Below are 18,348 nucleotides of genomic sequence, written 5' to 3'. Positions count from 1 at the left end.
GTGGAAGCCGTCCGACGTCGACGCGCGGCCGCCCGGACGCCGTCCTAGCCTGAGATCCCGACGACGGGCGGAGCAGCCATGACCCTGGCCCTTCACGACGAGCTCTTCGACGCGCAGCTCGTGCGCGCGCTCGCCTACACCGCGCAGGGCGGCGCGGAGATCGGCGAGTGCCTCGAGACGGCTCGCCGCATCACCCGGACCGACGGGAACCAGTGGTACGACGAGTGGTCGGCGACCGCCGCGCGCGTCGAGAAGTCGGCCGAGGAGAGCGACATCGCAGGCCACCGGGTCAGCGCCCGCGGCGCCTGGCTGCGCGCCTCGAACTACTACCGCACGGCGGGACTCTTCCTCATGGGGGCGCCCGTGGACGACCGGTTTCGCGAGAGCTCGCGCCGCCAGACCGAGACGTTCCGCAAGGGGGCCGCACTCCTGGACCTCCCCCCGGACGTGCTCGAGATCCCGTTCGAGGGCGGGACGCTCCCCGGCTACTTCTACCGCGCCGCCGACGACGGGCGCCCGCGCCCCACGGTCCTGCTCGTCGACGGCTACGACGGCACCGCCGAGGAGCTGTACTTCGCGAACGCGGTCGCGGCGCTCGACCGGGGGTACGACGTGCTCGCGTTCGACGGTCCGGGCCAGGGCAGCGTGATCCTCGACCAGGGCATCGCGTTCCGGCCGGACTGGGAGACCGTGGTGAGCGCCGTCGTCGACCACGCGCTGACCCTGGACGAGGTGGACCCGCAGCGCATCGTGGTGCATGGCTGGAGCTTCGGCGGCCACCTCGCGCCCCGCGCCGCTTCCGGGGAGCACCGCCTCGCGGCCTGCGTCGCGGACAGCGGACCCTACGACCTGTTCGACTCGGTCACCGCGAGATTCCCGTCGCTCCTGGCCGGCCACCTCGACGACGACCACGGCGCAGCGCTCAAGGTCGTCGAGGCCACGCTGCACCAGCTCCTCAAGAAGCCCTCGGCGGGCTGGGCTTTGCGCCGGAACCTGTGGGTGCACGGTGTGCGCGACCCGCTCGACTTCATCAAGATGTCCCACGACTACACGCTGCGTGGTCGCGAGCACCTGATCGAGTGCCCGGTGCTCGTGTGCCGCACCGTCGGTGACGACCTCTCGGCCTCGGCCCGGACGCTGGCCGAGAACCTCACGTGCCCGACCGAGTACGTCGAGCTCGGCCCCGAGGACGGCGTCACGGGCCACTGCGAGATGACCGGCCGAGGGGTCTTCCACCGGCGCGTCTACGACTGGCTCGACGAGACCCTCGAGTACGACGGCACCCCCGGTTAGCCGGGGTCCCCGCGTGGCCGGGGTCCCCGCGTAGCCGTGGTCCCGAGAACGGGGTTGAGGCCGTTCTGCCGTGGATGGCGGCCTCAACCTCGTTCTCGGCACCCGGGTGCGCTCGTCAGGGGGCCGCTTGGACGCTCGTGACCGTCGTCAGGAGGAACGCCGAGTCCTCCAGGGCGGCGACGGCGTGCCGCTCGTGCGTGAGCACGCGCAGCTCGCCCGTCCCGACCTCCTCGTCGCCCTCCAGCGCGGTGACGCGCACGCGGCCGCGCAGCACCTGGATGCTCGCGGCGGGCGGCGCGTTGTGCTCGCCGAGCTCGACGCCCGCGAGGATCGCGATGATGGTCTGGCGCAGGACGCCGTCGTGCAGCACGACCTCCGCGCTGCGGCCGTTGTCGCCGTCACGGGCGCGCGTGAGGTGCGCGTCGGTGAGCAGCTCGAGGTTCGTCATGGGGGCTTCCGATCGGGTGGGGGCGGGGCTTCCATCATGGCGGTCGGGCGTCCGGTTCGCCCGGTGTGCACGGATGCCCGACGGCGTCGCTCACCCCGGGCGGTCGGCACGTCCGCGGATGTGGCCTCCTGGGAGAGGGGGCGTGTGGATCGTGTGACGCCGGTCACCCGTCGGCAGGTCGGCGCGCGATCCGGGGACGGGTGACAGAGCATGGGGTGATGCACGTGCCCACCTTCGTCGACGTCTGGCAGCTCCTCAACGACGCCGATCGCGAACGTCTCGCCGAGATCGACGAGACCGAGACCGAGATCCTCGACTTCCTGCGGACGCAGCCCGTCGAGGACGTCGATGCGCCCCTGTTCTCCGACCTCCAGGTCGAGCGGCTGCGGGTCTACCGGGCGGCGCTCGAGCGCGCGAACCCGGGCGAGAAGGACCGCGGAGACCACGACGCGCAGGCCCAGAGCGCCTGACCCGGCGCCCCGGGCGCGGGGTGTATGAACGCCGCTCGGCGACACCGAACCGGTCCACCCGCATCCTGGCGCAGCGGCGCGGTCCCGGCCCTCATCGGTGCGTGACCGGTCCACCCGAGCGTTGCGCGTCGTGGTGCGCCGGAGTTGACTCGATCCGTGACCACGACCACGGAGAGCGGCGGACGCCGGACCGCTCAGGCAGGGCTGCGCGAGCTTGTCGCGAGCCTGCCCGTCGGTCGACGGCTGCCCGGTGAGCGGGACCTTGCCGCACGCTTCGGGGTTGCACGGGCGACGCTGCGAGCGGCCGTCGAGACCCTGGTCGCCGAAGGGCTGCTCGACCGTCGTCCCAGCTCCGGCACCTACGTCGCCGCGAGACCGCTCGTGCGGTCGCTCGGGCTGACGTCGTTCACCCAGGACATGGCGAGCCGTGGGCTCGTCGCCGGGACCGTGGTCCTGTCCTACCGGACGTCGGCCGCCGGAGGCGCTCTCGCGTCCGCGCTGCGGGTGGTCGTCGGGGAGCAGGTCGTGACGTTCAGTCGGCTCCGGTCGGGGGACGGGATCCCCATGGCCGTCGAGACGTCCTGGTTGCCCCGGCGCTACGTCCCTCGCCTCCGTGAGGCCGAGCTCCAGGAGTCGCTCTACGAGGTGCTCGCCACGAGGCACGGCATCGCGCTCGGCGGCGCGCACGTGACGATCGAGCCGGTCCTGCCCGAACCCCGGGCACGTGACCTCCTGGAGATCGGACCCGCGCAGGCCTGCCTCCTCGTCCGGATGGTCCACCAGGACGTCCGAGGCCGAGTGGTCATGGTGGCCAGCAGCCTGTACCGCGGAGACCGCTACCACCTGCAGGCCGACGTCAGCGGGGCGGCGTTCGCGCTCCGACCGGAGGCACGACCGCCGACAGGCCACCCCAGAGAAGGAGCACGACGATGACCGCAGCACCCCCCGAGACCTCGCCCGGACGCGAGTACCTGGCCGTGACACGAGACCTGATCGACCAGCTCATGACGGACCAGTGGCCGTCGATCGCGGCCGCCGCCCGCGCGATCGCCGACGCGGTGCTCGCCGGGCGGACCGTCCACGCGTTCGGGACCGGCCACTCGCACATCCTCGCCGAGGAGCTCTACTACCGGGCCGGCGGCCTCGTCGGGGTCCGCCCGATCCTCTTCGAGGGGTTCATGCTCCACGCGAGCGCGCCGCTCTCCACCGCCCTCGAACGTCTTTCGGGGCTTGCGGAGGCGATCGTCGAGGACCACGGCGTCGAGAAGGGCGACGTGGTCGTGGTCGCGTCGAACTCCGGCAGCAACGCGACCACGACCGAGCTGGTCGCCGCCGTGCAGGCCCGCGGGGCGGTCGTGGTCGCCGTCACGAGCATCGCTCACGCGACGTCCGGCCAGGCGCGTCGACCGGTGCTCCCGCGGCTCCACGAGGCCGCGGAGTTCGTGATCGACAACGGTGGCGCCGTCGGGGACGCCGCGGTCGCGGTCGACGGGGTCGACCAGAAGGTCGGGCCCACCTCGACGGTCGTCGGGGCAGCCGCCCTCGACGCGGTCGTCGCCGAGGCCGTCGGCCTGCTGGCCGCCGCCGGGGGGCGGCCCCAGGTCTACGCGAGCAGCAACACCGTGGACGGCGACTCCGCCAACTCCCGGTTCACCGTGACGGGCTGAGCGCGTCCGCCGCCGGGGCTGCGGAGGGCCGCAGGGGACGGTGAGGGTCAGTGAGGGTCAGTGGGTCGGCATCTCCAGGCAGCCGCCGTCGGCGATCGGGCCGCCCGCCTCGAGGGTCACGCCCTCCGGTGCGATCCCGCCGTAGACGCAGCCCCCGGGGACGCTCACACCGACCCCGAAGCTCGTCGCAGGGTCGCCCGACACCGTCGTCTCGGGAGTCACGCCGAACGTCTCGAACCCCGCACCCGTCAGTGCCGCCACGACCTCGTCGCGGCGCAGGGTCTCGCCCGTGACGAGCGGGGTGAGCGCGGCCTCGACCGCGGGGACGGACAGCGCGGCCTCGGCGTCCGACGCGGGGGTCCCGCGGCGCTCGCGGTAGGCCTCGTTCGAGGAGTCGAGCCCCTGGTTCTCCGGCTCGGCGGTCGGGTCCGTCGACCCGGTGACCGCGGGGGGCGCCTCCGGAGAGACGTCGTAGGCGTCGGCCCACCGGTTCACCAGGACGACGTAGCCCACGACGGCCACGACGAGCGCGACCGTGACGAGGGCTGCGAGCCCGACCACGACCCGGACCACCCACGTGGCCGCACGTGAACGACCAGCGGGCGTGACGCCGTCGGGCAGGGGGCGGTTCATCCGGCGAGTCTCGCGGCCCGGCGGCCCACGCGTCCAGCGCAGGACGCGACCCTGCGCGAGATCTCCACGTGCGGACGCGACGGGGCGAGGGCGGTCGGACCGCCCTCGCCCCGTGCCGCGCCGTCAGCGTCACGGCCTACGTCACCGGCAGCCGCAGCGCCTCGCCGAGCGGGACCGACGGTCCCTGGAACGGCACCACGTCCTGGGCGCACGTCGCGCCGTCGGTCGCCTCGAGGTCGACGAGGTACCGGGCCACCGCGGCGTCGGCGCACGCGGACTTGCCGACGATCGTGTGCCCCCACCCCTCGACGGTGAGCACGCGTGCGTCGGGCCAGCGGTCGGCGTACGGCTGCGTGAACGCGTAGGGCGTCGCCGGGTCGAACCGGGTGCCGACGACGAGCACCGGCGCTCCGGTCGTCTGGTCCCACGGACCGGTGAACGCGTCGCGGTCGGTCACCGGGACGAACTCGCACTGGATGCCGACCCAGCCGCGGTAGCGGCCGAAGTGCGGGTACTGCGCGTCGAGCGCGTCGACCTTCGCCGCGTACGACCGCGGGGCGCCCGGCGTCGTGACGTCCACGCACAGGCTCGCGAGCGCGCCGCCGACCGACGGGTAGTCCTGCGCGTACCCGGCCCGGCGCAGGAGCTCCCCGAGCGACGGGGCGGCGCTGCGGGCGCTCGGCGCATCCGCGGCAGGCGGCCCGACGGCGCCGCTCAGCACCGCGAGGCCCGCGAGCGTCAGGTCGAGGTCGCCCCAGGCGACGGGCTCGTAGAGGTAGGAGAAGACGAGCGCCACGGTCTCGGGATACCCGATCGGGACGGTCGACCCGTCCGGGAGCGGGACGTCGACGGGCGCCTCGCGCAGGGCCGCGTACGTCGCCTCGACGACCTCGGCAGGGTCGCCGAGCGACGCGAGCGCACAGGCCGCCGGACCCGCCTCGGCGCACAGCCGTGCGAACTCGCCGAACGTCTCCGTCGCGCCCGCTGCCTGCCCGATGCGCGCGCCCAGCAGCTCGTCGGACCCGACGCCCGACCACGCGTCGACGTCCATCGTCCCGTCGAGCACCATCGCGCGGACCCGGTCCGGGAAGAGCGCCGCATAGGTGGCTCCGAGGACCGTGCCGTACGAGTAGCCGACGTAGCTGAGCTCGTCGTCGCCCACGGCCTGGCGCAGCAGGTCCATGTCACGTGCGACGTTCGCGGTCGACGAGTGCGAGATGCGGTCCCCGGAGAAGAGCGTGCACGACGCGCCCAGGGTGGCCATCTGCCCGAGGAAGCGCCGCTCCTCGCGGTCGGTGACCGGGAACGCGGGCACGCTCGACATGAACGCCGTCTCGCGCCCGGCGTCGCGGAAGCACGTCGCCGGGTCGGACGTCCCGACCGCGCGCGGGTCGAACCCGATCACGTCGAACCGGGCGAGCACCTCGTCGTCGAACAGCCTGCCGCCGAGCTGGTGGAGCCCCTCGACGCCCGGGCCGCCCGGGCCGCCGAAGTTCGTGAACAGGCTCCCGACGCGCTGCGCGGGATCTGTCGCGGGCAGGCGGGTCAGGCCGATCGTCGTCGTCCGGCCTCGCGGACGGTCGTAGTCCGTGGGGACCTCGACGCTCGCACACTCGAATGCCTCGAGGCCCGTGCCGTCGCACGGACCCCACGCGATCTGCGGCACCGGGGCCTCGACCTGCCCGCTCGGCGACGGCGGATCACCCCCCGGCCCGGTGGCGGCCACGGCAGGCACGCCACCCAGGAGAAGGACCGCCGCCAGCGTGGACGCTGCGGCGCGGACTCGTGTCGTCGTCGATCGCGAAGTCATCGGGACCATCCGAACACGATCATGTCGGACATGCACCCTGGATCCATGCACCCTGGATCGCGGCGCGCGGGCGGTCGGCCCACCGGCGCGTGCCCCGGCCGTGAACCCGCGGCACAGCGCCGAACCGCCCTCAGGCCAAGGTCTCCGGGCGCTCGGTGAACGCGAGGCGGTAGCGCTGCGGCGAGAGGCTGGTCGCCCTCTTGAAGTGGGTGCGAAAGTTCGCGGGGCTGCCCAGGCCGCTGCGCGCAGCGATCTCGTCGATGCTCAGATCGCTCGTCTCCAGCATCTCGCGTGCGAGCTCGATGCGCTGCGCGTGCAACCAGCGCAACGGCGTCTGGCCCGTCTGGCGGGCGAAGTTGCGCGAGAAGCTGCGCACCGAGCTGCGGGCCGTCGCGGCCATGGCGGTGACCGTGAGGGGCTCGGCGAGCGAGCTCAGCATCCATTCCCGCGTGCGGGCGAGAGGGTCGTCGCCGGCGGCCGTCGTCGGGCGCTCGATGAACTGCGCCTGGCCGCCTTCTCGGCGCGGAGCGGCGACGATGCTTCGCGCCACCCGGTTGGCCACGCTCGCGCCCAGGTCACGGCGCACGATGTGCAGGCACAGGTCGATTCCTGCGGCCACGCCCGCCGAGGTGAGCACGCTGCCTTCGTCGACGTAGAGCACGTCCGGGTCGACAGCGACCGACGGATGCTGTGCCGCGAGCTGCGCACAGCTCTGCCAGTGGGTCGTCGCCCTGCGCCCGTCGAGCACGCCCGCCTGCGCCAGAGCGAAGGCGCCTGAGCAGATCGACACCATGCGTGCCCCGCGCACGTGCGCCGAGCGCAGTGCGTCGAGCACTTCTGCGGCTTGTGGAGTATCGGCGTGCGCGTAGCCGGGCACGATCACCGTGTCGGCGCTCTCGAGCGCGTCGAGGTCGGCGCTGGGTGTCACGCTCGTGCCGCCCAGCATCTCGACGGGTCGCCCGCCGAGCGATGCCGTGTGCACCGAGTAGTGCGGCAGCTCCTCGCGACCGAACACCTGCAGGGGGATGCCCAGGTCGAGCGGCAGCACCTTGTCGAGCAGCAGGACGACGACGCGATGAACACTCATGGCCAGATCCTATCGAAGAGAGGCATTTCAGCCACTGGCCTCCGAGGATGCCGCACACGAGAGTGAGGAGCACCCGCTCACCACAAGGAGAACCGTGTCCGAGACCCCACTCTTCACCCCCCTCGAGAACCGCTCGACAGACCGGCATCACTGGGCCGACATCACCCGGCTCGTGAGCATGCAGGCCCTCTTCTACGGCGTGCTCAGCGTGGACCTCACCCTCACCGCCCTGGCCGGGCTCGCCCTGGCGCCGACGCCGCTGCTCGCGACCCTCCCCCTCACCCTCATGGTCGGGGCCGGCCTTCTCGCGGCCGTCCTCACCGGTCTGCTCGTGGCCCGCTGGGGCTACCGCCGTGTCATGGCGGCCGGGGCCGGGCTCGCGGTGATCGGCGGGCTGCTCTCGGCGCTGGCCGTCGTGCAGCACTCGTTCCCGCTGCTGTGCGTGGGGACCGCACTCGTGGGCGCGTACACGGCGACCGGCGGGTACGTGCGCTTTCTCGCCGCCGACCTGGCTCCGGAGGGCAAGCAGGAACGCGCCCTCTCGACCGTGATGTACGGCGGGCTCCTCGCCGCCTTCGCCGGGCCCTTCACGGCCCTCGCGGCGTCGCACGCCTTCGAGACCCAGTTCGTGGGCTCGTACCTCTTGGTCGCGACCATCGGTGCCGTCGCGATCCCCTTGGCGCTCAGTGTCTCGCGCGAGCCGACGGCGACGGCGGCTGTGGCCCCCGACGGGCAGCCTGCCGCCTCGCCCGTGCGCGCCCTCGCCGTCGCGCACGCCCTCAAGAACCCGGACTTCGTGGCTGCGCTCGTCATCCTGCCCGTCGCGGCCGCACTGATGACGCTCGTGATGGCGATCGGCCCGCTGGCGAGCACTCATGCCGGCCACTCCGAGACGACGTCGACCGCGATGATCCAGTGGCACCTCGTGGGCATGTTCGCGCCCGCGGTCTTCAGCGGTGAGCTCTTGCGCCGCTGGGGGCCGTCGACCGCCACCATGGTCGGCGCGGTCGTGATGCTGGCCGGTGCCGTTCTCGGTGCGATCAGCAGCGAGGCGCTGCCGATGATTTTCACGCTCTCGCTCGTGGGGATCGGCTGGAACCTGCTCTTTCTCGCGGGCTCCGCGTTTCTGCTGCGCTGCTACGAACGCGGTGCCGGCGGCAGGCTGCAGGCTCTGGTCGAAGGAGTCACCGGCTCGGCCTCCGTTCTCGCGTCGCTCGGCGCGGCCGTCGTCTTCCAGACCTTGGGCTGGCAGGCGTCCAACGTGCCCGGGATCGTGCTGAGCGCCGCGCTGCTCGTCTGGGCCGCACTGCGTGCGGCGACCGCGGGCAGGCGCTACGACACCTCGACGAGGGCACTCACGGCCTGACCGCTTGCCGGATCTCGTCCTTCGACGGTGTCGCGCCCGAGCAGACGCCGAGCACCCCGCACCGGACGGTCTTCCGTGCAGCGCTGCCCGTGGCACCCGCTGGTGCCATGGGCAACGTGACCCCTACCGCTACGCTCCTCGTCGTGCCGACCATTCCTCATCGCCGAGCGCTCGTCCGGGCTCTCGTCGCGACGGCCGTCACCCTGTTGTCGCTGCTCTCCTACCCGTTGGTCTTGTGGTGGGCGAAACATGCCGCCAGTCAGTGGATGTGGTCGCTGGGGATCTACGCCTCCATGGCGGTCCTCTTTCTGGTGTATGTCGTGGCGCCGATCGCGCTCGTCTGCGCGATCGTCTGGTATCTCGTCGCGTGGAGACGCTTCGTCGTCCACAAGCGGTCGTAGATCGAGTCAGGTGGCACGCCCGGCGAGACGCCAGAGCCCGTGCGCGAACCCGACGGCCGGCTCGTCGTTCGGGCCTTCCTCACCTGGGTAGCTGAGGTTCGACGGTTCGCTCGTCCTTCTGTCGCGTCGCGACGAGGAACGCGTCGATGTCAGCGAGGGAGATCCGGGGAGGAGAAGGACGCTCCGTCGGCACCGGGCTTCCCAGGTCGCCCACCGTGACAGCGGTGGATGCGAAGGTCGCGTCGTCGGGCGGATCGGCGACGTCCCCGGGGGCGACGCCCCCCTTCTGGCGCGGGGCGCCGTCGGGCCCCGGGGCGATCGTCACGGCGCGGTGCGTCGTCCCGTCACGACGTGCGCGTGTCCTCCTGCGCTCTCACCCGGTGCGCGGGAGAGTAGGGCCCATGCAGATCCTCTCCTCGATCGGGACGGCACTGTTCACCGCCGTCGCCACGGGCCTCATGGTTCTCCTGCTCGCGGCCACGGCTCGCAGGGTCCTCGGGGTGCCGGTCGGCTGGATCCGGTCGATCCTCATGACGATCCTCGTGGTCTCGCTCGGGTCGTGGGGGCTCACCGAGGGGTTCCAGCAGCTCGGCGTGCAGGAGGCCGACGGGTCGCTCGCGGTCCATCCCGGGGTCGTCCTCGTGATCATCGTCCTGGCGTGGGCCTGGTCGTTCGTGATCGGCCTCGGGTTGCTGCTCGTCCTGGAGCTCCTGGTGCCCACGGGCAGCATCCCGACGCCGTGGCGCGCGGTCGTCGAGCTGCGCCGCGGGTCCAAGGACATGTGGCGCTACACCCAGATCATGGGGATCATGCTCCGGCACGGCCTGGGCGGCTTCTTCGGTCGGGGCGCACGCCGACGCAGCCACCGCGGGACGACGGACACCGAGGAGCGGGCCGTGGCGCGCGAGCTGCGGGCCGCGCTGGCCGACGCGGGCGTGACCTTCGTGAAGCTCGGCCAGATGCTCTCGACCCGCGCGGACCTGCTGCCCGCGGTGTACGTCGAGGAGCTGTCGCGGCTCCAGAGCCAGGTCCCGCCCGCGCCCTGGGCGCAGATCCAGGCGATGGTCGCGCGGTCGATCGGCGCCCCCCTGGAGACCGTGTTCGCGCACCTCGACCCCGATCCCATCGCGTCGGCGTCGGTCGGCCAGGTGCACTGCGCGACCCTGCTCGACGGTCGGGAGGTCGTCGTCAAGGTGCAGCGTCCCGGGGCGCGCCAGCAGGTGCTGGGAGACCTGCGGATCGTGCTGCGCATCGCGCGCCGGCTCCAGCGCGACACGTCGTGGGGCCCGTCGCTCGGCATCATGGACCTCGCCGAGGGCTTCGCGGCCTCCCTGCGCGAGGAGCTCGACTACACGACCGAGCTCGAGAACACGCTCGACGTGCAGGGCGCGCTCGCGACGGTCCGGCACTCGCGGCGCCACCCTCTGCCCGGTGCGCACCAGGTCGACGACCCCGACGCGAACGTGCCCCTCGTCGAGATCCCGCGTGTCTACCCCGAGCTGTCGAGCTCGACGCTCCTGGTCATGGACCGCCTCGAGGGGGTCCCCGTGGGAGATGCGGCCGAGCTCCTCTCGACGTTCGACGACGGCACGCGCCACGACATCGCGGCCCGCCTGCTGCGCGTCACGCTCGACCAGATCGTGGTGACGGGCGTCTTCCACGCCGACCTGCACCCGGGCAACGTCCTGCTGCGCGACGACGGCTCGCTCGGGCTGCTCGACTTCGGCTCGGTGGGGCGGCTCGACGAGGCCGAGCGGGTCGCGCTCGCGGCCGTGCTGCTCGCGGTCGAGGCCGACGACTCGATCGCGGCGACCGACGCGCTCATCGAGCTCCTCGACCAGCCCGACAGGTTCGACGAGCGCCGGTTCGAGCGCGCGGTCGGGCAGCTCATCCTGCGGTTCCGCGGGGGAGGGACCGCGAGCAGCGGCTCGCTGTTCGCGTCGATGGTCCGGCTCGTGAACGACGCGGGCATGGGCGTGCCGCCGCAGGTCGCCGCGGCGTTCCGCACGATCGCGTCGCTCGACGGGACGCTGCACCTGCTCTCGCCCTCCTTCGAGCTGGTCTCCTCGGCACGCGACGAGGGCGAGGAGCTGCTGCGCAACATGGTGAGCCTGCGCAAGATCCGGGCCAAGGCAGGGGCCCAGCTCCTGGCGTTCGCCCCGTCGATCGAGCGCCTGCCCCGGCGCCTCAACAAGATCACGTCGGACCTCGAGGCGGGGAGGTTCACGGTCAACGTCCGGGCGTTCTCCGACCCCGGTGACCGGAGGTTCGTCACGAGCCTCGTGCAGCAGGTCATCTCGACCATCATCGCCGCGGCGAGCGTCGTGGGCGGGGTGTTCCTGCTGATCGCGCAGAACGGGCCCCAGCTCACGAGCGACCTGAGCTGGTACTCGGTCTTCGGCGCGATCATGCTCTTCGTCGGCGCGGTGCTCAGCATCCGAGTGCTGATCTACGCGTTCCGCGGGGCGCCCGGCGACCGGGGCTGACGGCTCGGGTCGACGCGCAGCGCGGGCTGCGCCGAAATGCTGTGCCCGTGCGGCCCCCGGGGGCTAGCGTGCGCTCATGTCCCGCCGCGAGCTCGTCGTCCTGGGCACCGCCAGCCAGGTGCCCACCCGGACGCGCAACCACAACGGCTACGTCCTGTGCTGGGACGACGAGGCCGTCCTGTTCGACCCGGGCGAGGGCACGCAGCGGCAGATGCTCCGGGCCGGGGTGTCCGCGACGGACCTGACGCGGATCGCGATCACGCATCTGCACGGTGACCACAGCCTGGGGCTGGCCGGCGTCGTGCAGCGCATCAGCCTGGACGGCGTGCCGCACACGATCCCGGTGTCCTTCCCGGCGTCGGGCGCGACGTGGGTCGACCACCTGCTCGACGCGACCTCGTACCACCACCGTGCGTACCTGCTGCTGCAGCCGCTGACGGCCGCAGGCCCGGTGCCGGCCGTGCGCGCCGAGCCCGGGTTCGTCCTGCGCGCCGAGCGGCTCGACCACGGCGTCGAGGCGTTCGGCTACCGGCTCGACGAGCCGGCGGGACGGCGCATGGTCCCGGAGCTGCTCGCGGCCGCCGGGATCCAGGGGCCCACGGTCGGGCTGCTCCAGCGCGAGGGCGTCGTCGAGGTGGGTGCCGGGACGGTCAGGCTCGAGGACGTGAGCGTCGTGCGGCCCGGGCAGTCGTTCGCGTTCGTCATGGACACGCGCCTGTGCGACGCGGTGTTCTCGCTCGCGCAGGGTGTCGACCTGCTCGTGATCGAGTCGACGTTCCTCGACCGGGACCGCGACCTCGCGCACGCGTTCGGTCACCTGACCGCGCTCCAGGCGGCGACGGTCGCGGCCGAGTGCGGCGTCCGGTCGCTCGTCCTGACGCACTTCTCGCAGCGCTACCAGGACCCGGCCGAGTTCTGGGCCGAGGCCAGGACCGTGTTCGACGGCGAGCTCACGGTCGCCGAGGACCTCGACCGGGTGCAGGTCCCGCCGCGCACGCACTGAGCGCCGTCGCGCCGGGCTCCTGGTCACGGAGGCGGTCCCGCGCGACCATGAGCGCGAAGCCCAGCAGGTTCAGTCCCTGCCACGTCCCGGGCCGCAGTGCCCGTTCGTCGCCCGCGACCAGTCCGATGCCCCAGACCCGGTCGCGCGGGCTGGCCTCGACGAGAACCCGGTCGCCCGTCCCGACGAGGAAGGCGCCGAGGTCGGGGTGGGCGGAGAACTTGTGGACGTTGCCCTGGACGACGAGCTCGAAGCGCGCGGCCTCCCAGACCGCGCCGTCGAAGCCCTGGACGGACCGGCCGACGGCCTTCGCCGCCCCCGGGCTCGCCGCAGCCAGCACCTGGGCCAGCGCCGTCTCGTCGCCGAAGAGTCGCGCCTTGCCCGCCATCATCCAGTGCTCAGAGGTCGGGTACGTGAAGCCGTCGACCGTGAAGGGGGAGTGCCACCACTGGCTGAAGCACGCGGCGCTGGGTCGCCCGTCGAGGCGTGGGGTGTGGCCCCAGAACGTCAGGTACTTGTGTCGCGCGCCGGAGCGCTCGGCGTCCAGGAGGTGCTCGACCGAGGTGGGGGTGGGCATGCAGGGAGCGTGCCACGTCGCCTCCTGACGGCACCAGGGAAAAGGGGCACGTTCTCGCCCGGGTCGGGGCGCCCGCTACCCTCGGACAGTGCCTGACGTGCCCGACCCGCCCGACGACGCCCCCCGCCGCCTCCGCTGGGGCTGGCTGCTCCTTGCCCTCCTGGTCGCGGTCGTGTCCTTCCTGGCCGTCGCGGTCCAGGTGCAGCGCTGCGTCGAGGACCCGTCCGGCGGCGAAGCGCTGTGCACGACCGGTCCGGCGCTCGGGACGGGCGGCTGGATGGTCGGCCTCGCGGGCGCGTGCGTCGTCGTCTACGCGGTCCGTCGGGGCCGACGGTAGGCGACCTCGTGGTCGGTGGTTCGTCGGTGGCCCCCGCTACCGTCGACCTCATGGCCGATCGCGCGCACGGAGCCCCCACCCCGCTCACCGACTCCTCGGTCGACCGTGAGGATTGGTACGGCCGGGACCTCGACGGCGAGACGTTCGAGCGCGTCGCGTTCGGCGACTGCGACTTCTCGGAGATCACGACGACGGGCGCCACGTTCACCGAGTGCACGTTCCGCAACGTGCGGTTCAACGCGTCGACGCACACCGACTCGGCCTTCGCGAACTGCACCTTCTCGCGCTGCTCGTTCTTCGACACGACGTTCACGCGCTGCAAGGCGGTCGGCTCGACGTTCTCCGGGTGCAGCTTCGACCTCCTGAAGATCGTGGGAGGCAACTGGTCGTTCGTGGGCCTGCCCGGGGCGGACCTGCGTGGCTCCTCGATCACGGGTGCGCGCTTCCGCGAGGCGGACCTGACCGGTGCCCGCTGCCAGGGAGCGGTCCTGCGGGACCTCGACCTGTCCGGGGCGTGGCTGCACAAGGCCGACTTCACGGGCACGGACCTGCGAGGCAGCGACCTCAGCGCGCTCGACCCGCTGAGCAGTGTGGTGCAGGGGGCTGTCGTGGACCCGGCGCAGGCGCTCGTCGTGGTGGAGGCGCTGGGCCTGGTGGTGCGGACGCACTGAACGCCCGTCGGTGGTGCGGACGCACTGAGTGCTGGTGGGTGGTGCGGACGCACTGAGTGCCGGTCGGTGGTGCGGACGCATTGAGTGCCGGTCGGTGGTGCGGACGCACCGCCGGGCAGGGGTCGTGAGACGCGTCACGTTCGCGTCATGATCGCCGCGGGGGCGTGTCTCTTCTCCTGACAGGCGCTTCACGCCCGACCGCCGGGCGCGCCGCGGAAGGAACCCCATGTCGACGACGAGCGAGACCGACCTCCAGGCCCTGGCCGACGAGGAGCTGGTCGACGCCGTGCGAGGGGGCTCGCAGGACGCGTACGCGGTGCTGTGGAGCAGGCACTCCGGGGCGGGGCGCGGTGCGGCCCGCCGCGTCACGTCGTCGTTCGACCCGGACGACCTGGTCCAGGAGTCGTTCCTGCGCATCCTGCGTGCTATCCAGGCGGGCAACGGGCCGACGGGGCCGTTCCGTCCGTACCTCTACCAGACGGTGCGCAGCGTCGCGATCACGTGGTCGCACGCGCCGGACCCGCTCGTGGTCGATCAGGTGCCCGAGGTCGTCGACCCCGTGGACATGGCGGACGTCGTGGTCGAGGGCTCGGTCACGGTCACGGCGTTCAAGGCGTTGCCGGCGCGCTGGCAGGCCGTGCTCTGGTACACCGAGGTCGAGGGCATGGACGCTCGGGAGGTCGCCCCGCTGCTCGGCCTGAGCGCGGGGTCCGTCTCCGCCCTCGCGTACCGCGCTCGCGAGGGTCTGCGGCGTTCCTGGTTGCAGGCTCACGTCAACATGGCCGCCGTGCCCGACGAGTGCCGGTGGGCCGCGGAGCAGATGGGCGACTACAACCGTGGCGCCTTGAGCGCACGGAACAAGGACCGTTTCGAGGAGCACCTCACGGGGTGCTTGTCGTGCTCGATCCTGGTCGACGAGGTCGACCAGGTCGCCTCGCGTCTCGGCCTGCTGCTCGTCCCGCTCGTGCTGGGTGTCCCAGCAGTCCTGGGGGGCACCTCGGCCGCGCTCGGGGGAGCGGGCCTCGTGCCGGCCAAGGGAGTCTTCATCGACCCGACGGCGGAGGTCGTCCTCGGCGGGACCGGCGCCGAAGGCGCCGGAGCGGGTGCCGGGACCGGTGGCGGTGCGGGCGGTTCGTCCGCCGGTGCAGGTGCCGGTGCTTCGGCCGGTGCTGCCTCGGCGGGTGCGGCCGCGGCCACGACCTCCGGGTTCTCGGGCGGTGCGATCCTCGCGCTCGTCACCGCGGGGGTCGCCGTCGCCGTCGGTGCGGTGGCGGTCGCGCAGCCGTGGGACAGCGCTCAGCCGGTCGTGGCGGAGCAGTCCGGGTCGGGCTCGCAGACCTCGGCCGACGGGGCGTCCCAGGCCCCGCCGGCCGAGGGGATCGCCCTCGTCCCGGGGACGGACCCGACCGATCCCACGACGGTCCCGGATGCGGTCGGCCCGGACGAGGCGCCCGCCCGCTCGGCGGGAGAGGCCGACACGGGACGGAGCGTCGGTGCGGGGCCGTCGGCTCAGACCTTCGCGGCACCGGCGTCGTCGTCGGCTACGCCGGTCCAGCCGACCGTGCCCGTCGACCCGCCTGTCGACTCGGCCCCCGTCGACCCGACCCCGGTGGACCCCGCACCGCCCGTCGACCCGACGCCGGTCGACCCCGCGCCGCCCGTCGACCCGCCCGTGGACCCGGAGCTGGCACCGCCCACGGTGGTCGCCCCGCCCGCGGGAGAGCTGGTCTACCTGCCCGAGCTGTCGGGCACCGGTGAGCCCGGGGCCACGGTCACCGTGACCGCGGGCGGCCAGGGTGCTTCCGCGGTCGTCGCCAGCGCGGACGTCGCACCCGACGGCACGTGGCGAGCGACGCCGTCGGGCAGCACGAGCGTCTGGGAGACGCTCACCGTGACGCAGGAGCGCAACGGGACGACGTCGGAGGCGACGAGCGTCCCCGGGCCGTTCACGTTCCTGCTGCCGTCGATCCTCGCCCCTGTCGACGGTGGGGTCGTCGCCTGGGCGCCGTCGATCACGGTACGGATCGACGGGCGTGCGGGGCTCACGACCGAGGCGTTCCTCGACGGTCGGTCGACGGGCAACCCGCACCCGATGACGGGCAAGCCGATCGACCTGGTCGCCTCGGGGCTCGCGCCGGGGCAGCACACGCTCGGGCTGCGCTACGTCGACCGGGCGACCGGTGCGGCCGGGCCGATCGTGAGCTCGTCGTTCACGATCGGCCAGCCGCCGAGCTAGTCGGTACTGAGTTAGTCGGTACCGGGCTGGTCGCTACCGGGCTGGTCGGCCTGGCGACGGACCACGGTCACGGGGCACGTCGCGTACTCGACGGCCTGGCGGCTCACCGAGCCCAGGAGGAGGCGGTCGAACCCTCCCGTCCCTCGGTTGCCGACGACCAGGCGGTCCGCGCCCTCCGACGCCTCGATGAGCCCCTTCGCGGGGTGGGCGTGCACGACGCTGCGCCGCACCTGCTCGTCGGGCAGGTCCACGCCCGCCGCCTCGAGAGCCCGGTCGAGCTGCTCGCCCGCGAACTTCTCGTAGTCGTCGATGGGTGGCGTCCAGCCCCACGAGTCGGGCAGCGGGGCCAGCGTGACGATCTGCCAGCAGAACACCGCCTCGAGGACCGCGCCCGTCCGGCGGGCGACCTCGAGCCCGTGGCGCAGCGCGTCGACCGAGGTCCTCGACCCGTCGACTCCCACGACGACGCGCGGGGGCCCGTCGGCCGCCGAGGCCCCGGTGCCGTCGTCGGAGGTGCCCTCGCCGACGGACCGCACGACCGTCACGGGAACCTGCGTCGCGCCCTGCACCACGGCCGACGACACCGACCCGAGCACCAGCCGGCCGAACCGCCCGAGCCCGCGGCTCCCGACGACGAGCATCTGCGCGTGCTCCGCGCGGGCCAGCAGGGCGGTGGCCGCCGAGCCCTGGACCTGCTCGGCGTGGGTCACGACGTCGACCCCGGTCCGGTGTCGTGCCTCGTCCAGGAGGGTCAGCACCTGATCCTGCTTGAGGTCCGCGAGGTGGCTGAAGTCGGCCGGTTCGGAAGCGCGCGGGCCGTCCGTCCAGGAGGGCTCCCAGGCGAGGACCGCCGTGAGCGGCACACCTCGCGAACCCGCTTCGACGAGAGCCCAGTCGAGGGCTTCCTGGGACCGGACCGATCCGTCCACACCGACGACCACGTCACTCATCGACGTCACCTGCTCTCTCGCTCGACGACCGTCCAGTGCTCCTGCGCACCGTCCGCACCACCCATCTTGGCCGTTCCCGGGGACCACGTCACGCCTGGGCGTGTCTGCTTGGTCACGAGGGGCCGTCAGCAAGGGCCGGAGCCGGCCCGAAGGTCAGAACCGCGGACCGTCGTCACCGTGCAGGAGGTTGCGGATGGGGGCCGTGGCGATGTCCACGCGGTCCACGAGGTCCGAGGGACCGGACACGATCACGGCCCGGTCGGCGAGCGGTACGTACACCGCGACCGTGGCCCGGACCGTGACCCGGACGCACGGGTGCGAGACGTCGTCGACCACGAAGGCGGTGTGCTGGAGGGGCGCCTGGTCGACCTCCTCGACGATGGCCCGCATCGCGGACCGGTAGTCCTGGTAGGCGTCGGCGAAGTCCGCGCCCGTCGGCCCTTCGGTGCCCTCGGGGGCGTCGTTGTGCAGGGGCGCGGCGAGGGCACCGCTGAGCGCGGCGCGCACGATGTCCTCGATCTGCTGGGGGTCGTCGGTCCCCAGGCGCAGGGTCTCGACGTCGACCGCCTCCCCGACGAACGACACGTACGCCCGCAGGAAGCGCTCCTCGGTCGGGTCGCGGTCGTCGCCACCCGTCCCGGTGACGGTCTCCTCCTCGAGGTCCAGGCCCCACGTGAGGGGGTCCGCGATCTCACCGACCACGCCGCTGAAGCGGGCGAAGCGCGCGACGATCTGCTCCCACGACTCGTGAGCGCCTGCTGGTTCGTCCGGCTTGTGCATCGTCCTCCCTCGGACCGTCTGATGCCCCTGCGTCGAGACTGCCCCTGTGGCGCCCTGTGGTCAACGATGCTGGCGGCGCGCCGGTCGCGCACGTCGGGGAGCGGGTGAGTCCGGTCGGCGGAACGTCCGGTCCGCC

At 72.9% G+C, this 18,348-nt stretch carries 18 protein-coding genes; 11 read left to right on the top strand and 7 right to left on the bottom strand.

The features are described 5' to 3' along the window. Positions 1 to 78 precede the first annotated feature (78 nt). On the top strand, positions 79 to 1,293 hold the full coding sequence (locus JOD49_RS07680) for an alpha/beta hydrolase family protein (RefSeq protein ID WP_205306646.1): 1,215 nt from the start codon (positions 79 to 81) through the stop codon (positions 1,291 to 1,293). Between the two features lie 115 nt (positions 1,294 to 1,408). Here the strand turns inward: JOD49_RS07680 and JOD49_RS07675 are convergent, their stop codons facing one another. Then, positions 1,409 to 1,741: a cupin domain-containing protein gene (locus JOD49_RS07675; RefSeq protein WP_205306645.1), complete on the bottom strand. Its 333-nt coding sequence runs from the start codon at positions 1,739 to 1,741 to the stop codon at positions 1,409 to 1,411. Between the two features lie 218 nt (positions 1,742 to 1,959). Here JOD49_RS07675 and JOD49_RS07670 point away from each other — a divergent pair, with 218 nt between their 5' ends. The 3 genes from JOD49_RS07670 to JOD49_RS07660 all read left to right on the top strand — a co-directional run bounded on the left by JOD49_RS07670 (position 1,960) and on the right by JOD49_RS07660 (position 3,878). Further along, positions 1,960 to 2,211 carry a hypothetical protein gene (locus JOD49_RS07670; protein ID WP_138825965.1) on the top strand — a complete coding sequence of 84 codons (252 nt, stop codon included), beginning with the start codon at positions 1,960 to 1,962 and terminating at the stop codon, positions 2,209 to 2,211. Between the two features lie 156 nt (positions 2,212 to 2,367). After that, positions 2,368 to 3,144 carry a GntR family transcriptional regulator gene (locus JOD49_RS07665; protein WP_307822440.1) on the top strand — a complete coding sequence of 259 codons (777 nt, stop codon included), beginning with the start codon at positions 2,368 to 2,370 and terminating at the stop codon, positions 3,142 to 3,144. Further along, positions 3,141 to 3,878, top strand: coding sequence for a sugar isomerase domain-containing protein (locus JOD49_RS07660; RefSeq protein ID WP_205306644.1), 738 nt, complete (start codon positions 3,141 to 3,143; stop codon positions 3,876 to 3,878). Before JOD49_RS07665 ends, JOD49_RS07660 begins: the two co-directional genes overlap by 4 nt. 57 nt (positions 3,879 to 3,935) lie before the next feature. On the opposite strand, the gene JOD49_RS07655 is transcribed toward JOD49_RS07660, so the two are convergent. The 3 genes from JOD49_RS07655 to JOD49_RS07645 form a co-directional block, all read right to left on the bottom strand. Then, positions 3,936 to 4,511, bottom strand: coding sequence for a DUF6993 domain-containing protein (locus JOD49_RS07655; protein ID WP_205306643.1), 576 nt, complete (start codon positions 4,509 to 4,511; stop codon positions 3,936 to 3,938). Between the two features lie 136 nt (positions 4,512 to 4,647). Further along, entirely contained in the window at positions 4,648 to 6,321 is a 1,674-nt protein-coding gene (locus JOD49_RS07650) for an alpha/beta hydrolase (protein WP_205306642.1), read from the bottom strand. 130 nt (positions 6,322 to 6,451) lie between these two features. Beyond that, entirely contained in the window at positions 6,452 to 7,408 is a 957-nt protein-coding gene (locus tag JOD49_RS07645; protein ID WP_205306641.1) for a GlxA family transcriptional regulator, read from the bottom strand. A 94-nt stretch (positions 7,409 to 7,502) separates the two neighbouring features. Here JOD49_RS07645 and JOD49_RS07640 point away from each other — a divergent pair, with 94 nt between their 5' ends. The 4 genes from JOD49_RS07640 (at position 7,503) to JOD49_RS07625 (ending at position 12,664) form a co-directional block, all read left to right on the top strand. Further along, a complete protein-coding gene (locus tag JOD49_RS07640) occupies positions 7,503 to 8,774 on the top strand; it encodes an MFS transporter (protein ID WP_205306640.1) in 1,272 nt (423 codons plus the stop codon). 143 nt (positions 8,775 to 8,917) lie between these two features. After that, positions 8,918 to 9,175, top strand: coding sequence for a hypothetical protein (locus JOD49_RS07635; RefSeq protein WP_205306639.1), 258 nt, complete (start codon positions 8,918 to 8,920; stop codon positions 9,173 to 9,175). A 401-nt stretch (positions 9,176 to 9,576) separates the two neighbouring features. Further along, the gene (locus tag JOD49_RS07630; RefSeq protein ID WP_205306638.1) at positions 9,577 to 11,661 is read left to right on the top strand and encodes an ABC1 kinase family protein; all 2,085 of its coding nucleotides are present in this window, start codon (positions 9,577 to 9,579) and stop codon (positions 11,659 to 11,661) included. Between the two features lie 76 nt (positions 11,662 to 11,737). After that, complete coding sequence (locus tag JOD49_RS07625; protein WP_205306637.1) at positions 11,738 to 12,664, top strand: ribonuclease Z; 927 nt, start codon at positions 11,738 to 11,740, stop codon at positions 12,662 to 12,664. Here JOD49_RS07625 and ybiA read toward each other — a convergent pair. Then, positions 12,612 to 13,238, bottom strand: a complete 627-nt coding sequence (ybiA, locus tag JOD49_RS07620) for a riboflavin biosynthesis intermediates N-glycosidase (protein ID WP_205306636.1) — start codon at positions 13,236 to 13,238, stop codon at positions 12,612 to 12,614. The two genes, JOD49_RS07625 and ybiA, sit on opposite strands and share 53 nt — an antisense overlap. 88 nt (positions 13,239 to 13,326) lie before the next feature. On the opposite strand from ybiA, the gene JOD49_RS07615 reads away from it, so the two are divergent. From JOD49_RS07615 to JOD49_RS07605, 3 genes are all read left to right on the top strand, one after another. Continuing rightward, on the top strand, positions 13,327 to 13,575 hold the full coding sequence (locus tag JOD49_RS07615) for a hypothetical protein (RefSeq protein ID WP_205306635.1): 249 nt from the start codon (positions 13,327 to 13,329) through the stop codon (positions 13,573 to 13,575). Positions 13,576 to 13,625: 50 nt separating this feature from the next. Further along, positions 13,626 to 14,246, top strand: a complete 621-nt coding sequence (locus tag JOD49_RS07610; protein ID WP_205306634.1) for a pentapeptide repeat-containing protein — start codon at positions 13,626 to 13,628, stop codon at positions 14,244 to 14,246. A gap of 226 nt (positions 14,247 to 14,472) precedes the next feature. After that, positions 14,473 to 16,482: a sigma-70 family RNA polymerase sigma factor gene (locus JOD49_RS07605; protein WP_205306633.1), complete on the top strand. Its 2,010-nt coding sequence runs from the start codon at positions 14,473 to 14,475 to the stop codon at positions 16,480 to 16,482. A gap of 11 nt (positions 16,483 to 16,493) precedes the next feature. On the opposite strand, the gene JOD49_RS07600 is transcribed toward JOD49_RS07605, so the two are convergent. Beyond that, complete coding sequence (locus JOD49_RS07600) at positions 16,494 to 17,432, bottom strand: universal stress protein (RefSeq protein WP_205306632.1); 939 nt, start codon at positions 17,430 to 17,432, stop codon at positions 16,494 to 16,496. Positions 17,433 to 17,585: 153 nt separating this feature from the next. Continuing rightward, positions 17,586 to 18,212 carry a hypothetical protein gene (locus JOD49_RS07595; protein ID WP_205306631.1) on the bottom strand — a complete coding sequence of 209 codons (627 nt, stop codon included), beginning with the start codon at positions 18,210 to 18,212 and terminating at the stop codon, positions 17,586 to 17,588. Positions 18,213 to 18,348: the final 136 nt, after the last annotated feature.

Origin of the sequence: Oerskovia jenensis (assembly GCF_016907235.1) — a bacterium.
GTDB classification, from domain to species: Bacteria; Actinomycetota; Actinomycetes; order Actinomycetales; family Cellulomonadaceae; genus Oerskovia; species Oerskovia jenensis.
Note: the sequence above shows the minus strand (reverse complement) of the source record. Positions and strands in the feature narration are given on the sequence as shown.

Bases quoted from the DNA above. Each gene is read 5' to 3' on its own strand.
- JOD49_RS07680 (WP_205306646.1), top strand. From the start codon at position 79: ATGACCCTGGCCCTTCACGACGAGCTCTTCGACGCGCAGCTCGTGCGC.
- JOD49_RS07675 (WP_205306645.1), bottom strand. From the start codon at position 1,741: ATGACGAACCTCGAGCTGCTCACCGACGCGCACCTCACGCGCGCCCGT.
- JOD49_RS07670 (WP_138825965.1), top strand. From the start codon at position 1,960: ATGCACGTGCCCACCTTCGTCGACGTCTGGCAGCTCCTCAACGACGCC.
- JOD49_RS07660 (WP_205306644.1), top strand. From the start codon at position 3,141: ATGACCGCAGCACCCCCCGAGACCTCGCCCGGACGCGAGTACCTGGCC.
- JOD49_RS07655 (WP_205306643.1), bottom strand. From the start codon at position 4,511: ATGAACCGCCCCCTGCCCGACGGCGTCACGCCCGCTGGTCGTTCACGT.
- JOD49_RS07650 (WP_205306642.1), bottom strand. From the start codon at position 6,321: ATGACTTCGCGATCGACGACGACACGAGTCCGCGCCGCAGCGTCCACG.
- JOD49_RS07645 (WP_205306641.1), bottom strand. From the start codon at position 7,408: ATGAGTGTTCATCGCGTCGTCGTCCTGCTGCTCGACAAGGTGCTGCCG.
- JOD49_RS07630 (WP_205306638.1), top strand. From the start codon at position 9,577: ATGCAGATCCTCTCCTCGATCGGGACGGCACTGTTCACCGCCGTCGCC.
- JOD49_RS07625 (WP_205306637.1), top strand. From the start codon at position 11,738: ATGTCCCGCCGCGAGCTCGTCGTCCTGGGCACCGCCAGCCAGGTGCCC.
- ybiA (WP_205306636.1), bottom strand. From the start codon at position 13,238: ATGCCCACCCCCACCTCGGTCGAGCACCTCCTGGACGCCGAGCGCTCC.
- JOD49_RS07610 (WP_205306634.1), top strand. From the start codon at position 13,626: ATGGCCGATCGCGCGCACGGAGCCCCCACCCCGCTCACCGACTCCTCG.
- JOD49_RS07605 (WP_205306633.1), top strand. From the start codon at position 14,473: ATGTCGACGACGAGCGAGACCGACCTCCAGGCCCTGGCCGACGAGGAG.
- JOD49_RS07600 (WP_205306632.1), bottom strand. From the start codon at position 17,432: ATGAGTGACGTGGTCGTCGGTGTGGACGGATCGGTCCGGTCCCAGGAA.
- JOD49_RS07595 (WP_205306631.1), bottom strand. From the start codon at position 18,212: ATGCACAAGCCGGACGAACCAGCAGGCGCTCACGAGTCGTGGGAGCAG.